The following is a 21,639-nucleotide window of genomic DNA, read 5'->3' on the forward strand; positions in this document are numbered from 1 at the left end:
CGATAAAGTCACGTGCTGTAGCTTCATTCATTACACCGCGTAATTCATGGCACGAGACAGCCGGCCGGTGCAGCTGGGCAGCATCGAATCGTTCTGCAAGGCCGCCGAGCTGGGCAGCTTCACCGCCGCGGCCAGCCACCTGGGCCTCACGCCGGCGGCGGTGAGCCGCTCGGTGGGTCGGCTCGAAGCCCGCCTGGGAGTGCGGCTGTTCGCCCGCACCACCCGCCGCATCCGCCTGACCGACGATGGCCAGGCCTACTACGAGGAATGCCGGCAGGCGCTGGCCCAGATCGAGGCGGCCGAGCGCAGCATTGCCGGCCAGCAGCGCGAGCCGGCCGGGCTGCTGCGCCTGAGCGTGCCCACCACCTATGCCCACTACCGGGTGCTGCCGATGCTGCCGCGCTTCACCGAGCGCTACCCCGCGGTGAAGGTGGAACTGCACATCGCCAACCGCAACATCGATTTCGTCGAGGAGGGCCACGACCTGGCCATCCGCCTGGGCCAGCCGCGCGACGCCACGCTGGTGGCACGCCTGCTGGAGCACGCCTCGCTGGGCATCTTCGCCGCGCCCGACTATTTGCGCCGCCGCGGCACGCCGCGCTCGGTGGCCGAGCTGGCCGCGCATGACTGCGTGGCTTTCGTGCTGCCCAGCACCGGCCGGCCCGTGCCCTGGGTCTTGCGGGACGACGGCGTCGACATCGACGTCCATCCCGACAGTCGCTTGCGGGTGCTGGAAGACCCGCTCGGCTGCCTGGGCTACGCCCGCGCTGGTGGCGGGCTGGTGCAGATGTACCACTTCATCGCCGAGGAGAGCGTGCGTCGCGGCGAGCTGGTGGAACTGATGCAGGCGCACGGCGGCCGCAGCCGGCCGTTCTCCATCCTCTACCCTCGCAACCGCCACCTCTCGGCGCGGGTACGGGCCTTCGTCGACTTCCTGGTTCAGGCCGTCGGCAGCACCCCCGGGCTGAGCGCGGGAAACTGAGGCGCGGGGTGTTGCTGCAGACAAATGACCGGGCCGCGTAAAGTGACATGTTTTTACGTAGTTTCCGTGATGCACCGTGCGGGCCCCGGGCCTAGCATCACGGCGTTTTCCTGATTCCGTTGCTTCACCTGGGAGACCCCAAATGAAACGCTTGCTGATGGCTGCCGCTGCGGCCCTTGCTGTGACTGGCGCAGTCGCGCAGGACTACCCGGCCAAGCCGGTGACCTTTGTGGTGCCCTTCGCCGCCGGCGGCCCCACCGACAAGGTCGCACGCGACCTGGCCGAAGCGATGCGCAAGCCGCTGGGCGCCCAGATCATCATCGAGAACGTCGGCGGCGCCGGCGGCACACTGGGCCAGACCAAGGTGGCCAAGGCCGCCAACGACGGCTACACGCTGCTGCTCGCCCACATCGCGATGGCCACCGCCCCCGCGCTCTACCGCAACCTGCAGTACAAGACCCTGGAGGACTTCGAGTACCTGGGCCTGGTCAACGAGGTGCCGATGACGCTGATTGCCCGGCCCTCCCTGCCCGCCAACAACTACGGCGAGCTGAACAAGTGGATCAACGACAACAAGGGCAAGATCAACATGGCCAATGCCGGCCTGGGATCGGCCTCGCACCTGTGCGGCCTGCTCTACATGTCGACCGTGAAGATCGACATGGTCACCGTTCCGTACAAGGGCACCGGCCCGGCCATGACCGACCTGATCGGCGGCCAGGTCGACCTGATGTGCGACCAGACCACCAACACCACGCCGCAGATCAGCGGCGGCAAGGTGAAGGCCTATGCCGTCACCAGCCCCAAGCGCCTGACCACCGACGCGCTGAAGAACCTGCCGACGCTGGACGAGTCGGGCCTCAAGGGCTTCCAGGTCGCGATCTGGCACGGCCTGTACGCGCCCAAGGGCACGCCCAAGCCGGTGCTCGACAAGCTGAACGCAGCACTGAAGGCGGCGCTGAAGGACCCCGAGTTCATCAAGCGCGAGGAAGCGCTGGGCGCCGTCATCGTGACCGATGGCCGCGTGAATCCGGCCGAACACAAGAAGTTCGTCGAGTCCGAGATCAACAAGTGGACGCCGGTCATCAAGGCCGCTGGCCAGTACGCCGACTGAGTGCCGCACGGCAGCCGGCCGCCACCGTGCGGCCGGCCCGTGGGCCACAAGCCACCCCGCCGCAGGGCCGGGTGGCTTTTTTCATGCAGCGGGCGGAAAGCGCAACGGCAGGGTCACCGGCCCGTCGTTGACCAGCTGCACCTTCATGTCGGCACCGAACTCGCCGGTGGCAACCTCCGGGTGCAGCCGCCGCGCCTGGGCCACCAGGTGGTCGTAGAGCCGGCGGCCCTCGGCGGGCGGTGCGGCCTGGGCGAAGCTGGGCCGGTTGCCGCCCGACACGTCGGCCGCCAGCGTGAACTGCGAGACCACCAGCAACCCGCCGCCGACATCGCGCAGGCTGAGGTTCATCTTGCCGGCCGCGTCGCTGAAGATGCGCAGCTTCAGCAGCTTGTCGAGCAGCCGGTCGGCCTGGGCCTCGGCATCACCGACCTCGGCGCATACCAGCAGCAGCAGGCCGGGGCCGATTTCGCCAACGGTGCGCCCGGCCACTTGCACGCGGGCTTCGGCCACTCTCTGGATCACGGCAAGCATGGCTTCCTTCTCATCGGTTTGGGGCATCGGCCGGGGGCACCGGCCCGGGCGGCGGCTGGGCCACCGCCGTGCCGGGGTGGCCCAGCGGCTCCACATGCGTGGGCAGCAGCTCGATCGTCACGTTCAGCCCCTGCACTGCCTGCATCAGGGCACGCTCCGCCTGCTCGCGCCGGGCCGCGGCGACGTCCAGCCGCCAGGCGCCCGGCACGTGCATGTGCAGCTGGCAGAACTTGGCGCCGGCGGCACGACGGGTGCGCAGGTCATCGAAGCGCACCTCCGGCCCCGCCAGGCCGGCCAGCGCCGCCCCGATGCGGGCCAGTTCGTCCTCGCTCAGCGCGCGGTCCATCAGGCCGTCGATGGAGCGGCGCAGCAGCCCGAGCGCCTCGCGCGCGATGTTGAGCGCCACCGCGATCGCCAGCAGCGGATCCAGCCACAGCGCACCGGTCAGCGGCACCAGTAGCAGGCCCACCACCACGCCGGCGGAGGTCCAGACGTCGGTGAGCAGGTGGCGGCCGTCGGCCTCCAGCGCAATCGAGTCGTAGAGGCGCGCCGCGCGCAGCAGCAGCCAGGCCACGCCACCGTTGATCGCCGAGCTGAGCAGCGACAGCACCACGCCCAGCCCCAGCTCGGCCAGCGGCTGCGGCGCCAGCAGGCGCTGCACGGCGGCCCAAACGATGGCGAGGGCCGCCACCAGGATCAACAGGCCCTCGAAGCCGCTGGAGAAATACTCGGCCTTGCTATGGCCGTAGGGATGGTCGAGGTCGGCTGGCGCCCGCGAGATGGTCACCATGGCCAGCGCGAAGACCGCCGCCGCCAGGTTGACCACCGACTCCATCGCGTCGGACAGCAGGCCCACTGAATCGGTGAACCACCAGGCCGCCGTCTTCAGCGCGATCGTCGCGACGGCCGCGACGATCGACAGCTTCAGGTGCCCCGCGACCGACATGCCCGGCTCAAGACTGCAGCGTCACCTTCGCGAACTTGCGCTTGCCGACCTGCACGACGAAGGTGCCGGCCGCGACTTTCAGCGCGCGGTCGCTGACCACCGCACCGTCGATGCGCACGCCGCCCTGCTCGATCAGCCGGTTGGCCTCGGTGCTGGAGGGCGCCAGGCCCGCCTGCTTGAGCAGCGCGCCGATGCCCAGGGGTGCGCCACCGAGCGTGAGCTCCGGAATGTCGTCCGGGATGCCGCCCTTGGCGCGGTTGTTGAAATCAGCCAGCGCCTCATCGGCCGCCCGGGCACTGTGGAAGCGGGTGACGATCTCCTGCGCCAGCATCACCTTCGCGTCGCGCGGGTTGCGGCCGCCCTCGCACTCGGCCTTCAGTCGGGCGATCTCTTCGAGCGAGCGGAAGCTCAGCAGCTCGAAGTAGCGCCACATCAGGTCGTCCGAGATGCTCATCAGCTTGCCGAACATGTCGTTGCCCGGCTCGGTGATGCCGATGTAGTTGCCCTTGGACTTGGACATCTTGTCGACGCCGTCCAGGCCCACCAGCAGCGGCATGGTCAGGATGCACTGCGGCTCCTGGCCATATTCCTGCTGCAGGTGGCGCCCCATCAGCAGGTTGAACTTCTGGTCGGTGCCGCCCAGTTCCAGGTCGGCCTTCAGGGCCACCGAGTCGTAGCCCTGCATCAGCGGGTAGAGGAACTCGTGCACCGAGATCGGCGTGCCGGCCTTGAAGCGTTTCGTGAAATCGTCCCGCTCCATCATGCGGGCCACCGTGTACTTGGCGGCTAGCTCGATCATCCCCCGTGCGCCCAGCGGGTCGCTCCACTCGGAGTTGTAGCGAATCTCGGTGCGGGCCGGGTCGAGCACCAGGCTGGCCTGGCGGTAATAGGTCTCGGCGTTGGCCTTGATCTGCTCGGCCGTCAGCGGCGGGCGGGTCGTGTTGCGGCCGGACGGGTCGCCGATCGTCGACGTGAAGTCGCCGATGAGAAATATCACGGTATGGCCGAGATCCTGCAGCTGGCGCATCTTATTGAGCACCACCGTGTGGCCGATATGGATGTCAGGGGCCGTTGGGTCCAGCCCGAGCTTGATCCGCAGTGGCACACCTGTTGCTTCTGACCGGGCCAGCTTGTTCAGCCACTCGGCTTCGGGCAACAGTTCGTCGCAACCTCGCAAAGAAATTGTCAGTGCCGCCCGAACTTTGTCGGTGATCGGGTGTCTGGTGACAGGGGCTGACGCCTGAGCAGCTTCGCTCGCCGCCGTCGTCACGGTTGTTGACACATCGGAGGCCGGGGCGGACGGTTCAAAAGGTAGCGACATACGGGTTATTTCAATGAGGGTCGCGAAAATGCGGTTGCTATACTTCGCCGCACTTTTGCCCCCAAGCTTGGTGCCTCGGCATTCTAGTGGACGGTCATGCCGTCACTGCGGTGCCTGAGGGGTCGGTTCACACAGTGGGCGGTCTGGCGGATCTCGCGATCCCTGCCGGGCGCTCCGAAAAGACACTGAATAAATTGAAAGCGTTGGAGTCTTTCGAGCGTGGTTTCGGCCGCGCCACCGGGTGGGCGCACCGTCACCACCGCGGCATTGCCGCCGCCGTCGTCACGCTGCTGCTGGGGACCGGCATCACGGCTTTCGGCGTGGCGCCACTGACCGCCACCGACCTGCCCCCGCTGCCTCAGCGCACCGTCGCCGAAGACGTGCAGCCGCTTGCGCTCGATGCGCAAGTCGAGGCGCTGGACGACTACCTGCTGGAGCTGACCCGCAGCGACCTGACCCGCAGCAGCGACACCATCGACTCGCTGCTCAGCCGCCTCAATGTCACCGACGCCGAGGCGGCCTCCTTCCTGCGCAACGACAGCGTCGCGCGCAAGCTGCTGCAGGGCCGGCCCGGCAAGATGGTGCAGGTGGTCACCGGCGACATGGGGCAGCTGCGTGAGCTCATCGCGCGCTACCCGGCCGAAGACAGCGCCCGCTTCAACACGCATTTCACCCGCCTGACGATCACGCGCGACCCGATGGGCTTCCGCGCCAAGACCGAGCAGGCCCCGCTGACGACCCAGGTGCGCCTGGGCGGCGGCACCATCCGCTCCACGCTGTTCGCCGCGACCGACGAAGCGCGCCTGCCCGACACCGTGGCCAGCCAGCTGGCGGAGATGTTCGCCAACGAGATCGATTTCGCACGCGACCTGCGGCGCGGCGACCACTTCAGCCTGCTGTGGGAAGCGCTGGAGGCCGACGGCGAGCCCATCACCTGGAACCAGGCAGCCGGCCGTGTGCTGGCGGCCGAGTTCAGCAATCGCGGCCGCAAGTTCGAGGCCGTGTGGTACCAGGAGCCGGGCGGCAAGGGCGCCTACTTCGACTTCAACGGCCAAAGCATGCGGCGCGCCTTCCTGGCTTCGCCGATGGAGTTCTCCCGCGTGACCTCGGGTTTCGCGATGCGCATGCACCCCATCCACAAGACGTGGCGCCGCCACCTGGGCGTGGACTACGGCGCGCCGACCGGCACCGCGGTGCGCACGGTGGGCGAGGGCGTGGTGGAGTTCGCCGGCATGCAGAACGGCTACGGCAACGTGGTCTACATCAAGCACAGCGGCGACCGCGTGACGGTCTACGCTCACCTGAGCCGCATCGATGTCCGCAAGGGCCAGACGGTGTCGCAAGGCCAGTTCATCGGCGCCGTCGGCGCCACCGGCTGGGCCACCGGGCCGCACCTGCACTTCGAATTCCGCCAGGGCGGCGAGCAGGTGGATCCGCTGCAGGTGGCGCGCGCCTCCGAAGCGCTGACCATCTCGCCGGCCGCGCGGCCGAAGTTCCTTGAAATGGCAAAGGCCATGCAGACCCAGCTGGCCGCAGCGGCCGGCGGCATCAGCGTCGCCAACGCGGACTGAGTGCCGGTCACCGGCCGGCCACCAGGCCGGCCGGTGTGAACATCGGTGCGGGCCGCCCTCCGGCGCCGCCCACCTCGTGGCGTCACCCTGCCCCGCGCACAAGAAGCCCCCGTCCGGGGCTTTTCCCTGTGGGTTGGCGCCTTCAGCCGTTCCCCTCCAGCAGTTCCCCTCACTGAAGAGTGTCTCGGCTTGCCGCCTGCGGCGAGGCCGTGCACGCTGTGCTGCTCATCGGTGACGCAGGTGCGGCAGGCAGCGGTGGAATGCCGATGCGCCGTGGCCTGCGTGCGGCTCAACAGAGGAGCACCCATGCCCGGCCTTCATTTCCTGCGCCTCGCCTGCACGGCAGCCACCGTCTCGCTGCTCGGCGCCTGCGGCACCGGCGGTGCGCCACCGGATCCGTCGGACCTCCGAGCCGCACAGTTGCTCGGCCAGCTGACCCTGGACGAGAAAATCCAGCTGGTGCACGGCATCGGCCACCCGGCCGAGGGCGCCGGCCACATCCCCGGCATCGCGCGACTCGGCATTCCCGACCTCACGTCGGTCGACAGCGCCAGCGGCATCAACCTGGCCCATTCCAACGCCACGCCGCTGCCCGCACCGATCGCCCTGGCCGCCAGCTGGGACCCGGAACTGGCGGCCGAATATGGCCGCCTGATCGGTCGCGAATTGCGCACCCTCGGGCTGGCCGTGGGCCTGGGCACCGGCATCAACCTGGCTCGCGAGCCGCGCAACGGCCGCACCTTCGAGTACCTTGGCGAAGACCCGGTGCTCGCCGGCACGCTGGCCGCCCGACGCACGGTGGCCACGCAGGAAGAGAAGGTGATCGCCACCATCAAGCACCTTGGCTTCAACCACCAGGAAACCCGCCGCTTCTGGTCCAACTCGGTGGTCGACGAGCGGACCATGCGCGAGCTGGAGTTGCTGGCCTTCGAAATTGCGGTAAAGGAAGGCCGGCCCGGCAACGTGATGTGCGCCTACAACCTGGTCAACGGCCACAAGGCCTGCGAAAGCCGCTACCTGATCGACACCGTGCTGAAGCAGGAATGGGGCTATCCGGGCGTCGTGCAAAGCGACTGGGTCATGGCGGTGACCGACACCGAGCGCGCCGCCCTCGCCGGCCTCGACGAGGAACAGCCCGGCGCGCTGGACGACAGCATCGGCAGCTATGGCATGCCGACCTACTTCAACCAGCGCCTGAAAGCTGCTGTGCAGGATGGCCGCGTGCCGCTGTCCCGGCTCGACGACATGGTGAGGCGCAAGCTGCGCACCCTGCATCGCATCGGCCTGCTGGACGCCCCGCCGGGCCCGCGCCGCCCCATCGACCGCCAGGCTGGCCACACCCTCGCCCGCCGAATCGCGGCGGAGTCCATGGTGCTGTTGAAGAACACGCCGCCGGCGGGCAGCGCGACCCCCTTGCTGCCGCTGCCTGCCGAGCAGGTGAAGTCCATCCTGGTGGTCGGCGCGCATGCCGATGTGGGCGTGATCTCGGGCGGCGGCTCCGCCCGCGTGCCGCCGCAGGATGAGATCGACCCGGTGCCCTGCCGGGAGCCCGAAAAGGGCAGCGGCCCGGAGGTGCTGTTTCGTGCCTGCGCCACGTACTACCCTTCCTCGCCGCTGCTGGCGCTGCGGGCTGGCGCCCCCCAGGCGAGCGTGCGCTTTCTCGATGGCCGCGACGCCGCGGCCGCCGCAACGGCCGCCGCCAGCGCCGACGTGGCCATCGTCTTCGCCTCGCAGTGGACCAGCGAGCAGTTCGACCTGCCCTCGCTGGCCCTGCCCGGCCCGGCGGCGGACCCGGTCAACCACCACTATGACCAGGAGGCGCTGATCCGCGCAGTGGCCGCCCGCAATCCGCGCACCGCGGTGGTCTTGCAGACCGGCACGGCCGTCACCATGCCCTGGCTCGGCGATGTCGCCGCGGTGCTGCAAGCCTGGTATCCCGGCGTGAAGGGCGGCGAGGCGATCGCTGACGTGCTCCTCGGCCGGGTCAACCCGTCGGGCAGGCTGCCACTCAGCTTCCCGCGCAGCGAAGTCGACCTGCCCCAGCCCCGCATCTCGGCCAGCGAGCTCGACGTGTACTACCTCGAAGGCCTCGCCATGGGCTATCGCTGGTTCGATTCACGCGGCATCGAGCCGCTGTTCCCTTTCGGCCATGGGCTGTCCTACAGCCGCTATGCCTACTCCGGATTGAGCGCCAGCTTCGACCGCCATGGCGACCTGCAGCTGCGCTTCACGCTGAAGAACATCGGTGAGCGCGACGGCGCCGAGGTGGCACAGGTCTACGCCGGCTTGCCGGCCCAGGCCGGCGAACCGCCGCAACGCCTGGTGGCATGGCTGAAGGTGCGCCTGGCCGCCGGCGAAAGCCGCGAGCTGACCCTGAGCGTGCCACAGCAGCGCCTGGCCGCCTGGGACACGCTGCACCATGCCTGGCGGCTGCCCACCGGCCGCTACACCTTGCATGTGGGCGGCTCCTCGCGCGACCCGCAGGCGCTCTCCACGCTGGTGGAACGCTGACGGCCACCCGCCTGCCACGCCGGCACAATCCTGCGCATGAACGATCTCTACATCGGACTGATGTCCGGCACTTCGCTGGACGGCGTCGACGGCGTGCTGGCCGACTTCGGCCCCGGGGCGGCGCCCCTGCGCGTACTGGCCCATGTGGCCCATCCCTTCGAGGCCGGCTTTCGTCAACAGCTGCTGGACCTCAACACGCCCGGCGACAACGAACTGCACCGTGCGGCGCTGGCCGCCAACCAGCTGGCACGAGCCTATGCCGACGTGGTGCAGGCGCTGCTGGAACGGGCCGGGCTGCCTCCCGGGGCGGTCCAGGCCATCGGCGCCCACGGCCAGACGGTGCGCCATCGCCCGGGGGAATTCGACGCCAGCGGCTATACCATCCAGTTGAACAACCCGGCCCTGCTGGCCGAACTCAGCGGCGTGGCCGTGGTGTCGGACTTCCGCAGCCGCGACGTGGCCGCCGGGGGCCAGGGCGCGCCGCTGGTGCCGGCCTTCCATCGGGCCGTCTTTGGCCGGCCGCACGCCACCATCGCGGTCCTGAACCTGGGCGGCATCGCCAACCTCACCCTGCTGCATGCCGACGGCCGCACGCTCGGCTTCGACTGCGGCCCGGGCAATGCGCTGATGGACCTCTGGTGCCAACGCCACCTGGCCCGCCCCTATGACGAACACGGCGCCTGGGCCGCACAGGGCCGGGTGCAGCCGGCCCTGCTGTCCGCCCTGCTGGCGGAACCGTGGCTGCAGGCGCCCCCGCCCAAGAGCACTGGCCGCGACCTGTTCAATACGGCCTGGCTCGAGCGCCGCCTCGCGGACCACCCGGCCAGCCCGGTCGACATCCAAGCCACGCTGTGCGAATTCACCGCGATGGCAAGCGCCCACCATCTCCAGGAACACGCGGCGCAGGCCGAGGCGCTCCTGGTCTGTGGCGGCGGCGCCTTCAATGCCGAGTTGATGCGGCGCCTCGCCGCCCTGCTGCCCGGTGTGGCCGTGATCGACAGCGGCCAGCGCGGCCTGCCGCCGCTGCAGGTCGAAGCGGCGGCCTTCGCCTGGCTGGCTCGCCAGCGACTGCACGGCGCCCCGGGCAATCTCCCGGCAGTCACCGGCGCGGCGGGCCTGCGCGTGCTCGGCGGCCTGCACGCGCCCTGACCACCGCCTGGCGAACACCACGGCCACCCGGAACGACAAAGCCGCCCGGAGGCGGCCTGGTCAGGGGCGGCGGGAGGCCGACTTCAGCTTCATCAGGTCGAGAAACTGGAGCCGCAACCGCAGGTGGTGGTGGCGTTCGGGTTCTTGATCACGAACTGCGCGCCTTCGAGGTCTTCCTTGTAGTCGATCTCGGCGCCCACCAGGTACTGCAGGCTCATCGCGTCGATCAGCAGGGTGACACCGTTCTTCTGCATCTGGGTGTCGTCCTCGTTGGTGATCTCGTCGAAGGTGAAGCCGTACTGGAAGCCGGAACAACCGCCACCTTGCACGAACACGCGCAGCTTCAGGTCGGGGTTGCCCTCCTCCTCGACCAGTTCCTTGACCTTCGCGGCCGCGCTGTCGGTGAAGACGATGGGAGCGGGCGGCAGGTCGGTGTTGACGGGGGCGAGGGTCTCGGCGGCGGCAGTCATAAATTCTCCTGGGGACTTCGGGTCCGACAGCGGAATTATCCGTTGTTGGACGCCAGCTTCAGCGCATTGGCCGATGCGGCGGAATTGCTGGTGCTGGCAAGGCTGGCAGTTGAGGCCACGGCTTCACTCTTCAAGGGATGCACCTCGCCCTGGATCGTGGCGCCCTGGTGCATTTCCAGCGAGTGGTAGCGGACGTCGCCGAGGATGCGCGCCTTCGGCTGCAGCTCCAGCAGTTCGTCCGATTCCACCGGGCCTTCAACAGTACCGTTGATGATGACATGCCCGGCCTTGACCTTGCCCTGCACCTTGGCTTTTTCACTGATGACGAGCATGGTGCCGCCCTCGCCACTGGCGACCACGTCGCCGGAGATTTCGCCATCGATGCGCAGGCCCTCGCTGAACGAGAGACGACCTTCGATGCGGGTGCCCTCGCCGATCAGCGTGCGGATGGGCGGCTGCTTTTTCTTGCCGAACATGTGTTTCTCCAACGAGTTTGAAGGCGGCTTGGCCGGGGGGCAGTACCGCTCTCTTGATGACGCCAGCCCGCGCTGGGGCTAGAGCTTGATGGCTTGTTGTGCTCGCACGGCGCCGGCCGCGTCGGTGACGCGGACCTGGACTTGTTTTACCACGGCCTGCGCCGGGAAGTCGATGACACCTTCCACGCGCTGGTGCTGTTTGACCTGCAGCGGCCGGGCCCCGCCCGGCATCGGCAGGCTCCAGGGCCGGCCGTCCAGCGTGCCACTCAAGGTCACCTCATACCGGCCGTTGAATTCAGGCAGGGTCTTGCCGTTCTGCATCATCAGCAGCTGGTAGCGCATCTGGCCCGGGCCGGTGGGCTCGGCCTGCAGCGAACGCACCGCCAGCGCCTGCTGGCCGGACGAGGGCAACAGCCGCTCGAAAAAGCCGAGGTCGTTCTTCAGCGCCAGGTTCTCGGTCTCCAGGTCCTTGACCTGGTCGGCCAGCCGCTCCTGCGCCACCCGCTTGGCCGTCAGCAGGCTCTCGGCGGTGTTGGCGATGGACTGGGCCTTGTCGCGCTCCTCGCGCAGCTGCGCCACCTCGGCGCGCAGCCGGCGCAGCTCCTCGGGGTTGCCACGGTCCAGGCCGGCCAGCGACTTGCCCAGCTCGAAGGCCCACAGCGCCAGCGCCGCCGAGAAGCCGAGCGTCAGCGCCAGCACCACCCAGCGCAGTGGCCAGGGCAGGTGGCTGCGCACCGTCATGCGCGGCGAGCTGATCGACAGCCGGCGGCGAATCAGCTTCCAGCGCATGGCTCGGGGCTCGTCGACAGGTTCGCGCTCACGGCAGCACCGGCACCAGCATCAGGCCGGTGGTCTCGTCCAGGCCACACATGAGGTTCATGCACTGCACCGCCTGCCCGGAAGCACCCTTGGTGAGGTTGTCCTCCACCACCAGCACCATCGCCAGGTCGGGCTGCGGCTTGTGCACCGCGATGCGCACGATGTTGGAAGCGCGCACCGAGCGCGTCTCGGGTGCGGAGCCCGGCGGCATCACGTCGATGAAGGGCTCACCGGCGTAGAAGTCCTCGAACAGGCGCTGCAGGTCGGCCGCCTGGCCCTGCGGCGTCAACCGGGCATAGAGGGTCGAATGGATGCCGCGGATGGTGGGCAGCAGGTGGGGCACGAACAGGCAGTTCACCTGCTCGTGGCCGGCGATCATGCGCAGCTGCTGGTTGATCTCCGGACCATGGCGGTGGCCTTTGACGCCATAGGCCTTGAAGTTGTCGCTGGCCTCGGGGAACAGCGTGTGCACCTCGGCCTTGCGCCCGGCGCCGGACACGCCGGAGGCGCAGTTGGCGATCAGCTGGGTGGCTTCGACGAGCCCGGCCGTCTTGAGCAGCGGCGCAAAGCCCAACTGCACGCTGGTGGGGTAGCAGCCGGGATTGCCCACCACACGGGCCCGCTTGATGGCCTCGCGATTCAGCTCCGGCAGGCCGTAGACCGCCTCGCCGAGGATGTCCGGGCAGGTGTGGGGCATGCCGTACCACTGCTCGAACTCGGCCACGTTCTTCAGGCGGAAGTCGGCCGCCAGGTCGATGATCTTGACGCCGGCGTCCAGCAGCTCGCGGGCCTGCGCCATCGCCACACCGTGCGGGGTGGCGAAGAAGACGACATCGCACTCGGCCAGCTTCGCCTCGTCGGGCGTCACGAAGGCCAGGTCGATACGACGGCGCAGCGACGGGTACATGTCGGCCACCGGCAGGCCGGCTTCCTTGCGCGACGTGATGGCCGTGATGTGCGCCTGCGGATGCTGCGACAGGATGCGCAGCAACTCCACCCCGGTGTAGCCCGTGCCACCGACGATACCGATCTTGAGCATGTGAACCTCCAACGAGGGGCGCCGGCATCCATCTGGCAGCGGCGCCTCGGGCTGTCAAAAGAGGAAGGGATTTTAGGGTCTGCCCTGGGGAAGAACAGCCCGGGAAGGACAAAGGCCGCCCGAAGGCGGCCTTTGAGGTACTGCCGGCAGGCAGTGTCGGGATCAGCGCTTGCTGAACTGCTTGCGGCGACGTGCGCCGTGCAGACCGACCTTCTTCCGTTCGACTTCACGAGCGTCACGGGTCACGAAGCCGGCTTGGCTCAGCTGGGGCTTCAGGCCGGCGTCATAGTCGATCAGCGCGCGGGTGATGCCGTGGCGCACCGCACCGGCCTGGCCCGACTCGCCACCACCGTGGACGTTGACCTTGATGTCGAAGGCCTCGCCATTGCTCGTCAGCACCAGGGGCTGGCGAACGATCATGATCGAGGTCTGGCGACCGAAGTACTGGTCCACCGGCTTGCCGTTGACCGTGATCTGGCCGCTGCCCTTCTTGATGAAGACGCGGGCCACCGACGACTTGCGGCGGCCGGTACCGTAATTCCAATTGCCGATCATCGCCGCTCCTTAGATTTCCAGCGCCTTGGGCTGCTGAGCGGTGTGCGGGTGGGTCGCACCGGCATACACCTTCAGCTTCTTGATCATGGCGTAGCCCAGAGGACCCTTCGGGAGCATGCCCTTGACGGCCTTCTCCAGCGCGCGGCCAGGGTGCTTGGCCTGCATGTCCTTGAACTTGGTGCCATAGATGCCGCCCGGGAAGCCCGAGTGACGGTAGTACACCTTTTGTTCGGCCTTCTGGCCGGTGACACGGATCTTGTCGGCGTTGACGATGACGATGAAGTCACCGGTATCGACGTGAGGCGTGTAGATGGCTTTGTGTTTGCCGCGCAAACGGAGAGCGACTTCGCTGGCCACTCGTCCGAGCACCTTATCGGTGGCGTCAATCACAAACCACTCGTGCTTCACCTCGGCCGGCTTGGCGCTGAAGGTTTTCATGAGCAATTCCAAGTTGGTTTGTCCAACCCTGCGCGCCCTCGCATCTCGCAAGAGCACCGGTGCGGTCGGCGCTGCTTATTGGGCCGCGCCCCGGGGGACGCGACGGCAGCCTCTTAGGCACCTCTGCCACCGACCGCGGCATCGCCCACCGAAGTGGACAAGGACAAGCGAAGGCAGGGCAGATCTTCCCCGGGGTTGAGAACGGGAAAGCGCGCGAGTATATCCGCTAAACGTGAGGCAGAGCAAATGCGCATTGCATGGCGTGCAATTCTGCCGTTGTCACCTGTCTGACTTGTCATATGATTCGGCCATCAGGGTTAACCCTAGGGGTAGGAGAACAGCATGGGCCTTTCCGCAGACGCACTCGGTGCGCCGGTTTTTGGATCGGCGGGACGGGATCGCAGCGAAGGCCTGGACGGCGGCCCCAAGCCGCGTCCCTTCGCGTGGGTGCCGATCCGCTCGCTGGCGCCTCGCCATCGCGGCCGCATTCTGCAGCACCTGCTGGGGCTGGAACGGGGCGACCGCTACCTGCGCTTCGGCTATGCGGCCACTGACGAGCAGATCGAGAAGTACGTGGCCTCGCTGAACTTCGAGCGCGACGAGGTGTTCGGCGTCTTCAACCGCCGCCTGGCCTTGATCGCGGTGGCCCACCTCGCCTACGACGCGCCGCAGCAGATCGTCGGCCGCCCGGCGATGGCCGAGTTCGGTGTGTCGGTGTCTGGCAGCGCACGGGGCCGCGGCCTGGGAGCGCGACTGTTCGACCGCGCGGTGATGCACGCCCGCAACCGCCGCATCGATACGCTCTACATCCACGCGCTGAGCGAGAACACCGCGATGCTCAAGATCGCCCGGCGCGCCGGTGCGAAGGTCGAGCGCGACGGCAGCGAGTCGGCCGCCTACCTCAAGCTGCCGCGTGACACCCTGGCCACCCATCTCGAACAGATGCTGGAGCGCCAGGCCGCGGAGGTGGACTATCGCATCAAGGTCCACGCCAAGCGCCTGGAGAGCCTGCTCGAAGGCATTGCCGAGGTGCGGGCAGGCATCGGAGCCCGCAAGCGCAGCGTCATCGAGTGATCGCCCGGCCGGGCACTGTCCCGGCGGCTCGATCCCCGGGATGGGCGGTATTCGCCCCGCCAGTCGCGGCCTATGATGGGCCATCGATCTTCGCGCACACCGTGCGCACGCGACTGGACTGATGAGAACCCCCACGACCCGCGGCATCCGCTGCATGACGCCATGCAGACCGAGCTGCTGATCGCCGCCCTGGCGGGTGCCGCCCTGGTGATGCTGGGCCTGGCCGCCGGGATGCTGTCCACCCGCCGTCGGCGCCGCCCGCTGCCCAAGGAATGGCACCTGATGCTGCGGCCCGTCTTCACCGCCGACGAGCGCCGCATGCACCGGCAGTTGCGCGACGCCTTTCCCCAGCATGTGGTGCTGGCCAAGCTGCCGTTGACGCGCTTCACCCAGCCCACCCAGCCGAGCCGTGTGAGCTACTGGCACGACCTGATCGGCTCCCTGCACTTCACATTTGCGATCTGCACGCCCAACGGCCGGGTGGTGGCGGCGATCGACATCGAAGGCCGGCAAGCTGCCTCTCGGCGGGCCACGGCCATCAAGACCGGCGTGCTCGAAGCCTGCCGCGTGCGCTACCTCCGGTTCTTCGCCGATGAGCTGCCCTCGCTGCAGGACGTGCAGCGGCTGGTCGAACCCGACCCGGCGGGCCTGGCCGCCGCCCCGGCGGGTTTTGCCGAAGCACGCGACACACTGGCCACCACCGTGCGCAAGCGCCGGGAGCAGCGCTCTGGTGGCTGGCAGGACTCCAGCTTCTCGCAGGACTCCTTCTTCGCGCCCGACAACCGCCTCGACGGCCTGGTGGAGAGTGGCTTCATGGACATTGCGCCCGCCACGGCGGCCGCACCTGCAGCCGGTCCGGCGCCGGCGCGTGCCGCCAGCACGGACACCGAAGCGGCTGCGCTGAGCCCGGCACAGGCAGATCCCGCCTGATGCCGGTGCTGCGGCTGGTTAGGATGGCGTGATGCCGATCCCGACACCCCCTCCCCCGCCCGCCCCCGACGCCCTGCATCCTTACGCCGGCCTCACCCCCGACACCGTTCTCGACGCCCTCGATGCCGTCGGCCTGCGCGGCGACGGCCGCATGATCCAGCTCAACTCCTACGAGAACCGCGTGTTCCAGGTGTTCCTCGAAGAGGGGGCGCCGGTGGTCGCGAAGTTCTACCGGCCCGGCCGCTGGAGCGAGGCACAACTGGACGAAGAGCACCGCTTCGCGCTGGAGCTGGCCGAGGACGAGGTGCCGGTGGTTGCGCCGCTGCCGCTCGTTGGGCCGGCCAGCGGCAGCCATGGCACGCTGGGCCGCCATGACGGCTTTCACTTCGCCGTCTACCCTCGTCGCGGTGGCCGCGCCCCTGAACTGGAGGACCCGGCGACGCTCGAATGGATCGGACGCTTCCTCGGCCGCATCCACACGATCGGCGCCCGGGAAGGCTTCGTGGCGCGCCCCCGCCTCGACCTCGAGAGCTTCGGCCTGGCCTCGCGCGACTGGCTGCTGCAGCACGACATGGTGCCGCCTGAAGTCCTGCCGGCCTGGCGCGACGCGGTCGACCGGGCACTGGAGAGCATCGACGAGCGCTTTCGCGAGGCCGGCGAGGTGCCCCACCTGAGGTTGCATGGCGATTGCCATCTGGGCAACATCCTCTGGACCGAACAAGGCCCTCACTTCGTCGACCTGGACGACGCCCGCATGGGCCCTGCCGTGCAGGACCTGTGGATGTTGTTGTCCGGCAACGCGGAAGCCATGGCAACCCAGCTGTTTTTTGTTTTGAAGGGTTACCGGAACTTCCGGCATTTCGACCCCCGCGAGTTACAGCTGGTAGAAGCGCTGCGCACTCTGCGGCTGCTCCATCACAGTGCATGGTTGGCGCGGCGTTGGGAGGATCCCGCATTCCCGCTGGCCTTCCCATGGTTCGGCAGTTCAGGCTATTGGTCTGAACAGGTGGTGCGCTTGCGTGAGCAGTTGCAAGCAATGCAAGAACCACCGTTGCACCTGTAACCCCGCCGCGAGAGCCGTGCCCACAATACCCCTAGAGATACCCTTACCCGGGGGCTGCATCTTCTAGCAGCTCTCTATACGCTCCTGACTGCCCCATGCGTTATCGCCCCAAGTGGGCTTTTACTTCCCTCAGGAGGATCTTAATAATGAAACGTCATTTGCTCGCACTGGGCCTGGCGCTCGTGGCTGGCTCCGCCAGCGCGCAACTGTCTGCTGGATCGGGCTCGAACATCACGTTCTCCGGCTACGACGGCGACGCGACGAGCTTCACCGGCACGCTGACCAGCGGCATCCGCAACGGCGCCCTTGACGCAGGTCTGGGCGGCAAGCTGACCGCTACGTTCCTGGGCAAGGACAACGCGTGGCACACCAACACGCTGTCCTTCGGCGATGTGGTCATCGACAACAAGGCAACCGCCCTGGGCCAAGCCTTCACCTTCGACGTGGCAGCTGGCAAGCTGGACTTCACGTTCAAGGACACCATCGATGGCGACACCGTGCCCAACGGCGGCCCGAGCTCCAGCTATGGCAGCTACGTCCTGATCGACGTCGCTTCCCTGGGCGAGACCTCGCCGGCCTATGGCAAGTTCCAGTACATCCTGGCCTTCAATGACGGCGCCACCACCGACGCCGACTACGATGACCTGGTTGTCGGTCTGAGCCTGGCTCCGGTGCCGGAACCCGAGACCTATGCCCTGATGCTGGCTGGCCTGGGCGCCCTGGGCTTCATGGCCCGCCGCCGCAAGCAAGCCGAGTAAGCTCCTGCCCTGACGGCCTGAGCCTATTCAGCGGAAGCCGCCTTCGGGCGGCTTTTTTCATGGCCATGCAGCCCCGGCCGGCTCCACAGCCGCGCGTACAACGAAAAAGCCGCCCGAAGGGCGGCTTCGCGCGATGCGGCGCTACCTGGCTCAGGCCGTCAGCAGCGCATTGACGCGGCGCACGTAGGCGCTCGGGTCCTCCAGCTGCCCGCCTTCGGCCAGCAGCGCCTGGTCGAACAGGATGTGCGCCAGGTCGTCGAAACGCTCGCTGCCCTGCAGGCGCTGCACCAGCGCATGCTCGGCGTTGATCTCGAGCACCGGCTTGGCCTCGGGCGCCGACTGGCCAGCCTGCTTGAGCAGCCGCGCCAGGTGGCCGCTCATCTCGCCCGCCTCGGTCACCAGGCAGGCCGGCGAATCCACCAGGCGGGTCGTGACACGCACGTCCTTGGCCTTGTCCTTCAGCGACTCCTTCAGGCGGTCGAGCAGCGGCTTGAAGGTGGACGCCGCTTCCTCGGCCTTCTTCTTCTCTTCCTCGTCCTGCAGCTTGCCGAGGTCCACCGCGCCCTTGGCGACGCTCTGCAGCGGCTTGCCGTCGAATTCGTAGAGGTAGTTGAGCATCCACTCGTCGACCCGGTCGGTGAGCAGTAGCACCTCGATGTCCTTCTTGCGGAAGATCTCGAGCTGCGGGCTGTTCTTGGCGGCGGCCAGCGTGTCGGCGGTGATGTAGTAGATGGCCTCCTGGCCTTCCTTCATGCGCGCCACGTAGTCAGCAAAGGACACGCCGTCCTCGCCATGGGTGGAGGCGAAGCGCAGCAGCTTGGCCAGCCGCTCGCGGTTGCTGTTGTCCTCGCCAATGCCTTCCTTGAGCACGGCGCCGAACTCTTTCCAGAAGCTGGCGTACTTGTCCTTGGCGTTCTCGGCCAGGTCTTCCAGCATCGACAGCACCCGCTTGGTGGAGCCTTCGCGGATGGCCCGCACATCACGGCTTTCCTGCAGCAGCTCGCGCGAGACGTTGAGCGGCAGGTCGGCACTGTCGATCACGCCCTTCACGAAGCGCAGGTAGACCGGCATCAGCGCCTCGGCATCGTCCATGATGAAGACGCGCTTCACATAGAGTTTCACCCCGCCGCGCTTGTCACGGTTCCAGAGGTCGAACGGTGCCTTGGACGGGATGTAGAGCAGCTGGGTGTACTCGCTGCGGCCTTCGACCCGGTTGTGGGTGTAGGCCAGCGGCGCCTGCGAGTCGTAGCTGATCTGCTTGTAGAACTCGTGGTACTGCTCTTCGGTGATGTCGCCCTTGGAGCGGGTCCACAGCGCGGCGGCCTGGTTGACGGTCTCCCATTCGTCCTTGGTGACGGACTCGCCCTTCTCCTGGTCCCACTCTTCCTTGCGCATCAGGATGGGCAGCGAGATGTGGTCGGAGTACTTGGAGATGATGGACTTGAGCTTCCAGGTGCTGGCGTATTCCTCCTCGCCCTCGCGCAGGTGCAGGATGACGTCGGTGCCGCGTTTCTCGCGGGTCAGGGCCTCGACTTCGAAGTCGCCGCTGCCGTCGCTGCTCCAGCGCACGCCTTCCTCGGGCTTGGCGCCAGCGCGGCGCGACTCGACGGTGATGCGGTCGGCCACGATGAAGCCGCTGTAGAAGCCGACGCCGAACTGGCCGATCAGCTGCGCGTCTTTCTGCCGGTCGCCCGAGAGGCGGTCCATGAACTCGCGCGTGCCGCTCTTGGCGATGGTGCCCAGGTTGGCAATGGCCTCCTCGCTGGACAGGCCGATGCCGTTGTCGCTGATGGTGATCGTGCGGGCGGCCTTGTCGAAGCTGACCCGCACTTCGAGGTTGGGCTGGTCTTCATAGAGCGCGCCGTTGTCCAGCGCCTCGAAGCGCAGCTTGTCGCAGGCGTCCGAGGCGTTGGAGATCAGCTCGCGCAGGAAGATCTCCTTGTTGGAGTACAGCGAGTGAGTGACGAGGTGCAGGAGTTGCTTGACTTCTGCTTGAAACGACAGTGTCTGCTTTTCCATGGCGTGTCCCAGAGAGTCTGTGTTGTGGCTGCGGCCGCAAAGGATAGGGTCGGATGGCGCAGTTTCAAGAGGGCCCGCCATGAAAAACGCCGGCACGAGGCCGGCGTCGGGCAGCGGGCGGCAAGCGCCTTCAGCGGCCGCGCAGGTGGGCCGGGGCTTCCAGCCGCTTGGCGACGAGCGACAGCAGCAGGGTCAGCACCAGGTACATCAGCGAAATGGCGATGTAAGGCTCCCAGTAGCGCGAGTAGGCGCCGGCCACCGTGCGGGCGGCCAGCGCCAGCTCGGCCAGGCCGATGGCCGATACCAGCGATGAGTCCTTCACCAGCGTGACGGCCTCGTTCACCAGCGGCGGCACCATGCGCCGCACCGCCTGCGGCAGGATGACATGGCGCATGCTCTGCACATGGGTCAGGCCCAGGCTGTAGGCCGCCTGGGTCTGGCCGCCATGGATGGACTGGATGCCGGCGCGGAAGATCTCGGAGATGTAGGCCCCCGCGTTCAGCGTCAGCGCCAGTGCCCCCGAGAAGAAGGCACCGTACTCCTGGCGAAAGGCGGTGGCCGATTCACCGGTCAGCAGCAGGCCGTGCTCCGGGTGCACCAGGGTCGGCATCAGCGCGAAGTGCACCAGCAGGATCTGCACAAACAGCGGCGTGCCGCGGAAGAAGGTGACATAGGTCAGCGTCAGCCACTGCAAGGGCTTGAGCAGGGCCGCGGCGACCGCCGACTTCGGCGGCGGTGCCTGGCGCGAGCTACCGATCAGCCCGAGCACCAGGCCCAGCGCCAGGCCGGCCGTGATGGCCACGAGCGTCAGCTTGATGGTCATCCACAAGCCGGCGGTGAACAGCGGCACGTAGCCGGACAGGATTTCCCAGCGCAAATCCACAACGATGCCTTCCGTGGCAGCTCAGCGCGTCAGTTCGAGGCGGCCGAGGCGGGTGCCGCGGCTGCGTCGGTCTTCTTGGCACCGAAGTACTTGGCGTAGATCTGATCGTAGGTGCCGTCGGCCTTGATGTCGGCCAGGCCCTTGTTCAGCTTCTCGAGCAGCTCGGTGTTGCCCTTGCGCACGGCGATGCCGTAATGCTCCGGAGCGAAGCCGGCATCGTTCACCGTCTTGAACTTGGCGCCCTGGTTGTTGGCGATGTAGTTCACCACCACGCCGTTGTCGGCCACCACCGCGTCAACACCGCCGGCCTGCAACTCCTGCAGGGCCAGGGGCGTGGATTCGAAGCGCTTGATGTTGGTGCTGTTCTTGCCGAGCAGCTTGGTGACTACCTCGTCGCCAGTGGTGCCGGTCTGCACGCCGACCTTCAGGGCCTTCAGGTCGTCGAACTTCGCAACCTTGGAGCTTTCGCGCACGGCGATGAGCTGCTGGGCATCGAAGTAGGGGTCGGAGAAGTCCATCGTCTGCTTGCGCTCGTCGGTGATGGTGATGGAGGAGACGAGCAGGTCACGATCGCCTTGGGCCAGGGTGTTGAAGATGCCTTCCCAGGGGGTGTTGACGAACTTCACCTCGATGCCGGCCTTGGCGGCCACGGCGCGCACGACGTCGATGTCGAAACCGACGATCTCACCCGTGGAGTCCTGCGACTCGAACGGCGCATAGGCCGCGTCGGTGCCGACGGCGTAGACCTTGGCGGGGGTCGGTGCCGGGGCCGGGGCCGAGGCTTCGGTCGTCGCCGGAGCGGGCGCCGGCGGCTCGGCCTGCTTGCCGCAGGCAGCCAGGACCAGGCCGCACAGCAGCATGCCTGCACGCTGCCACAGGGACGGGGAAGAGATGCTCAAGGTGCTCATGAAACCCTCGTGAAAATCGGTAAACCTGCATTTTGACCGCAACGGACACCAAAAACGCCGGGCGGTCAGGGGCCGCAGCAGT

The 21,639-nt window shown here is 67.7% G+C and carries 21 protein-coding genes; 9 read left to right on the forward strand and 12 right to left on the reverse strand.

Annotation, left to right across the window (positions count from 1 at the left end; translation table 11 throughout):
- Positions 1–46: 46 nt before the first annotated feature.
- Both N7L95_RS11385 and N7L95_RS11390 read left to right on the forward strand, forming a co-directional pair.
- Entirely contained in the window at positions 47–982 is a 936-nt protein-coding gene (locus N7L95_RS11385; RefSeq protein WP_301259934.1) for a LysR family transcriptional regulator, read from the forward strand.
- A 142-nt stretch (positions 983–1,124) separates the two neighbouring features.
- Complete coding sequence (locus tag N7L95_RS11390; protein ID WP_301259935.1) at positions 1,125–2,096, forward strand: tripartite tricarboxylate transporter substrate binding protein BugD; 972 nt, start codon at positions 1,125–1,127, stop codon at positions 2,094–2,096.
- An 81-nt stretch (positions 2,097–2,177) separates the two neighbouring features.
- Here N7L95_RS11390 and dtd read toward each other — a convergent pair whose 3' ends face one another.
- The 3 genes from dtd to tyrS are packed head-to-tail and all read right to left on the reverse strand — an operon-like array spanning position 2,178 to position 4,894.
- Entirely contained in the window at positions 2,178–2,627 is a 450-nt protein-coding gene (gene dtd / locus N7L95_RS11395; RefSeq protein WP_301260130.1) for a D-aminoacyl-tRNA deacylase, read from the reverse strand.
- Between the two features lie 10 nt (positions 2,628–2,637).
- A complete protein-coding gene (locus N7L95_RS11400; protein ID WP_301259936.1) occupies positions 2,638–3,573 on the reverse strand; it encodes a cation diffusion facilitator family transporter in 936 nt (311 codons plus the stop codon).
- A 7-nt stretch (positions 3,574–3,580) separates the two neighbouring features.
- The gene (gene tyrS, locus N7L95_RS11410) at positions 3,581–4,894 is read right to left on the reverse strand and encodes a tyrosine--tRNA ligase (protein WP_435870079.1); all 1,314 of its coding nucleotides are present in this window, start codon (positions 4,892–4,894) and stop codon (positions 3,581–3,583) included.
- 194 nt (positions 4,895–5,088) lie between these two features.
- On the opposite strand from tyrS, the gene N7L95_RS11415 reads away from it, so the two are divergent.
- The 3 genes from N7L95_RS11415 to N7L95_RS11425 all read left to right on the forward strand — a co-directional run bounded on the left by N7L95_RS11415 (position 5,089) and on the right by N7L95_RS11425 (position 10,125).
- Positions 5,089–6,465: a M23 family metallopeptidase gene (locus N7L95_RS11415; protein ID WP_301259938.1), complete on the forward strand. Its 1,377-nt coding sequence runs from the start codon at positions 5,089–5,091 to the stop codon at positions 6,463–6,465.
- A gap of 306 nt (positions 6,466–6,771) precedes the next feature.
- On the forward strand, positions 6,772–8,976 hold the full coding sequence (locus N7L95_RS11420; RefSeq protein WP_301259939.1) for a beta-glucosidase: 2,205 nt from the start codon (positions 6,772–6,774) through the stop codon (positions 8,974–8,976).
- A gap of 36 nt (positions 8,977–9,012) precedes the next feature.
- Positions 9,013–10,125, forward strand: coding sequence for an anhydro-N-acetylmuramic acid kinase (locus N7L95_RS11425; protein ID WP_301259940.1), 1,113 nt, complete (start codon positions 9,013–9,015; stop codon positions 10,123–10,125).
- A gap of 92 nt (positions 10,126–10,217) precedes the next feature.
- Here the strand turns inward: N7L95_RS11425 and erpA are convergent, their stop codons facing one another.
- From erpA to rplM, 6 genes are all read right to left on the reverse strand, one after another.
- On the reverse strand, positions 10,218–10,595 hold the full coding sequence (erpA, locus tag N7L95_RS11430) for an iron-sulfur cluster insertion protein ErpA (protein ID WP_301259941.1): 378 nt from the start codon (positions 10,593–10,595) through the stop codon (positions 10,218–10,220).
- Between the two features lie 35 nt (positions 10,596–10,630).
- Entirely contained in the window at positions 10,631–11,071 is a 441-nt protein-coding gene (locus tag N7L95_RS11435; RefSeq protein ID WP_301259942.1) for a bactofilin family protein, read from the reverse strand.
- Between the two features lie 78 nt (positions 11,072–11,149).
- Positions 11,150–11,860, reverse strand: coding sequence for a DUF6776 family protein (locus tag N7L95_RS11440; protein WP_301259943.1), 711 nt, complete (start codon positions 11,858–11,860; stop codon positions 11,150–11,152).
- A gap of 28 nt (positions 11,861–11,888) precedes the next feature.
- Positions 11,889–12,929 (reverse strand): N-acetyl-gamma-glutamyl-phosphate reductase, encoded by a 1,041-nt coding sequence (gene argC, locus N7L95_RS11445; protein ID WP_301259944.1) that lies wholly within the window; start codon positions 12,927–12,929, stop codon positions 11,889–11,891.
- A 162-nt stretch (positions 12,930–13,091) separates the two neighbouring features.
- Positions 13,092–13,484: a 30S ribosomal protein S9 gene (gene rpsI, locus N7L95_RS11450; protein WP_301259945.1), complete on the reverse strand. Its 393-nt coding sequence runs from the start codon at positions 13,482–13,484 to the stop codon at positions 13,092–13,094.
- A 9-nt stretch (positions 13,485–13,493) separates the two neighbouring features.
- The gene (gene rplM, locus N7L95_RS11455) at positions 13,494–13,922 is read right to left on the reverse strand and encodes a 50S ribosomal protein L13 (RefSeq protein WP_265405198.1); all 429 of its coding nucleotides are present in this window, start codon (positions 13,920–13,922) and stop codon (positions 13,494–13,496) included.
- A 342-nt stretch (positions 13,923–14,264) separates the two neighbouring features.
- Between rplM and N7L95_RS11460 the strand changes: the two genes are divergently transcribed.
- The 4 genes from N7L95_RS11460 to N7L95_RS11475 all read left to right on the forward strand — a co-directional run bounded on the left by N7L95_RS11460 (position 14,265) and on the right by N7L95_RS11475 (position 17,747).
- A complete protein-coding gene (locus tag N7L95_RS11460; RefSeq protein ID WP_301259946.1) occupies positions 14,265–14,996 on the forward strand; it encodes a GNAT family N-acetyltransferase in 732 nt (243 codons plus the stop codon).
- A 162-nt stretch (positions 14,997–15,158) separates the two neighbouring features.
- Positions 15,159–15,926 (forward strand): DUF2726 domain-containing protein, encoded by a 768-nt coding sequence (locus N7L95_RS11465; RefSeq protein ID WP_301259947.1) that lies wholly within the window; start codon positions 15,159–15,161, stop codon positions 15,924–15,926.
- A 31-nt stretch (positions 15,927–15,957) separates the two neighbouring features.
- Positions 15,958–16,989 carry a serine/threonine protein kinase gene (locus N7L95_RS11470; RefSeq protein ID WP_301259948.1) on the forward strand — a complete coding sequence of 344 codons (1,032 nt, stop codon included), beginning with the start codon at positions 15,958–15,960 and terminating at the stop codon, positions 16,987–16,989.
- A gap of 146 nt (positions 16,990–17,135) precedes the next feature.
- The gene (locus N7L95_RS11475; protein ID WP_301259949.1) at positions 17,136–17,747 is read left to right on the forward strand and encodes a PEP-CTERM sorting domain-containing protein; all 612 of its coding nucleotides are present in this window, start codon (positions 17,136–17,138) and stop codon (positions 17,745–17,747) included.
- Positions 17,748–17,897: 150 nt separating this feature from the next.
- Here N7L95_RS11475 and htpG read toward each other — a convergent pair whose 3' ends face one another.
- The 3 genes from htpG to N7L95_RS11490 all read right to left on the reverse strand — a co-directional run bounded on the left by htpG (position 17,898) and on the right by N7L95_RS11490 (position 21,557).
- Positions 17,898–19,766, reverse strand: a complete 1,869-nt coding sequence (gene htpG / locus N7L95_RS11480; protein ID WP_301259950.1) for a molecular chaperone HtpG — start codon at positions 19,764–19,766, stop codon at positions 17,898–17,900.
- Positions 19,767–19,896: 130 nt separating this feature from the next.
- The gene (locus tag N7L95_RS11485; protein ID WP_301259951.1) at positions 19,897–20,649 is read right to left on the reverse strand and encodes an amino acid ABC transporter permease; all 753 of its coding nucleotides are present in this window, start codon (positions 20,647–20,649) and stop codon (positions 19,897–19,899) included.
- Between the two features lie 29 nt (positions 20,650–20,678).
- Positions 20,679–21,557, reverse strand: a complete 879-nt coding sequence (locus tag N7L95_RS11490; protein WP_301259952.1) for a basic amino acid ABC transporter substrate-binding protein — start codon at positions 21,555–21,557, stop codon at positions 20,679–20,681.
- Between the last annotated feature and the right edge of the window lie 82 nt (positions 21,558–21,639).

Source organism: Eleftheria terrae (assembly GCF_030419005.1).
Lineage (GTDB): Bacteria > Pseudomonadota > Gammaproteobacteria > Burkholderiales > Burkholderiaceae_C > Caldimonas > Caldimonas terrae.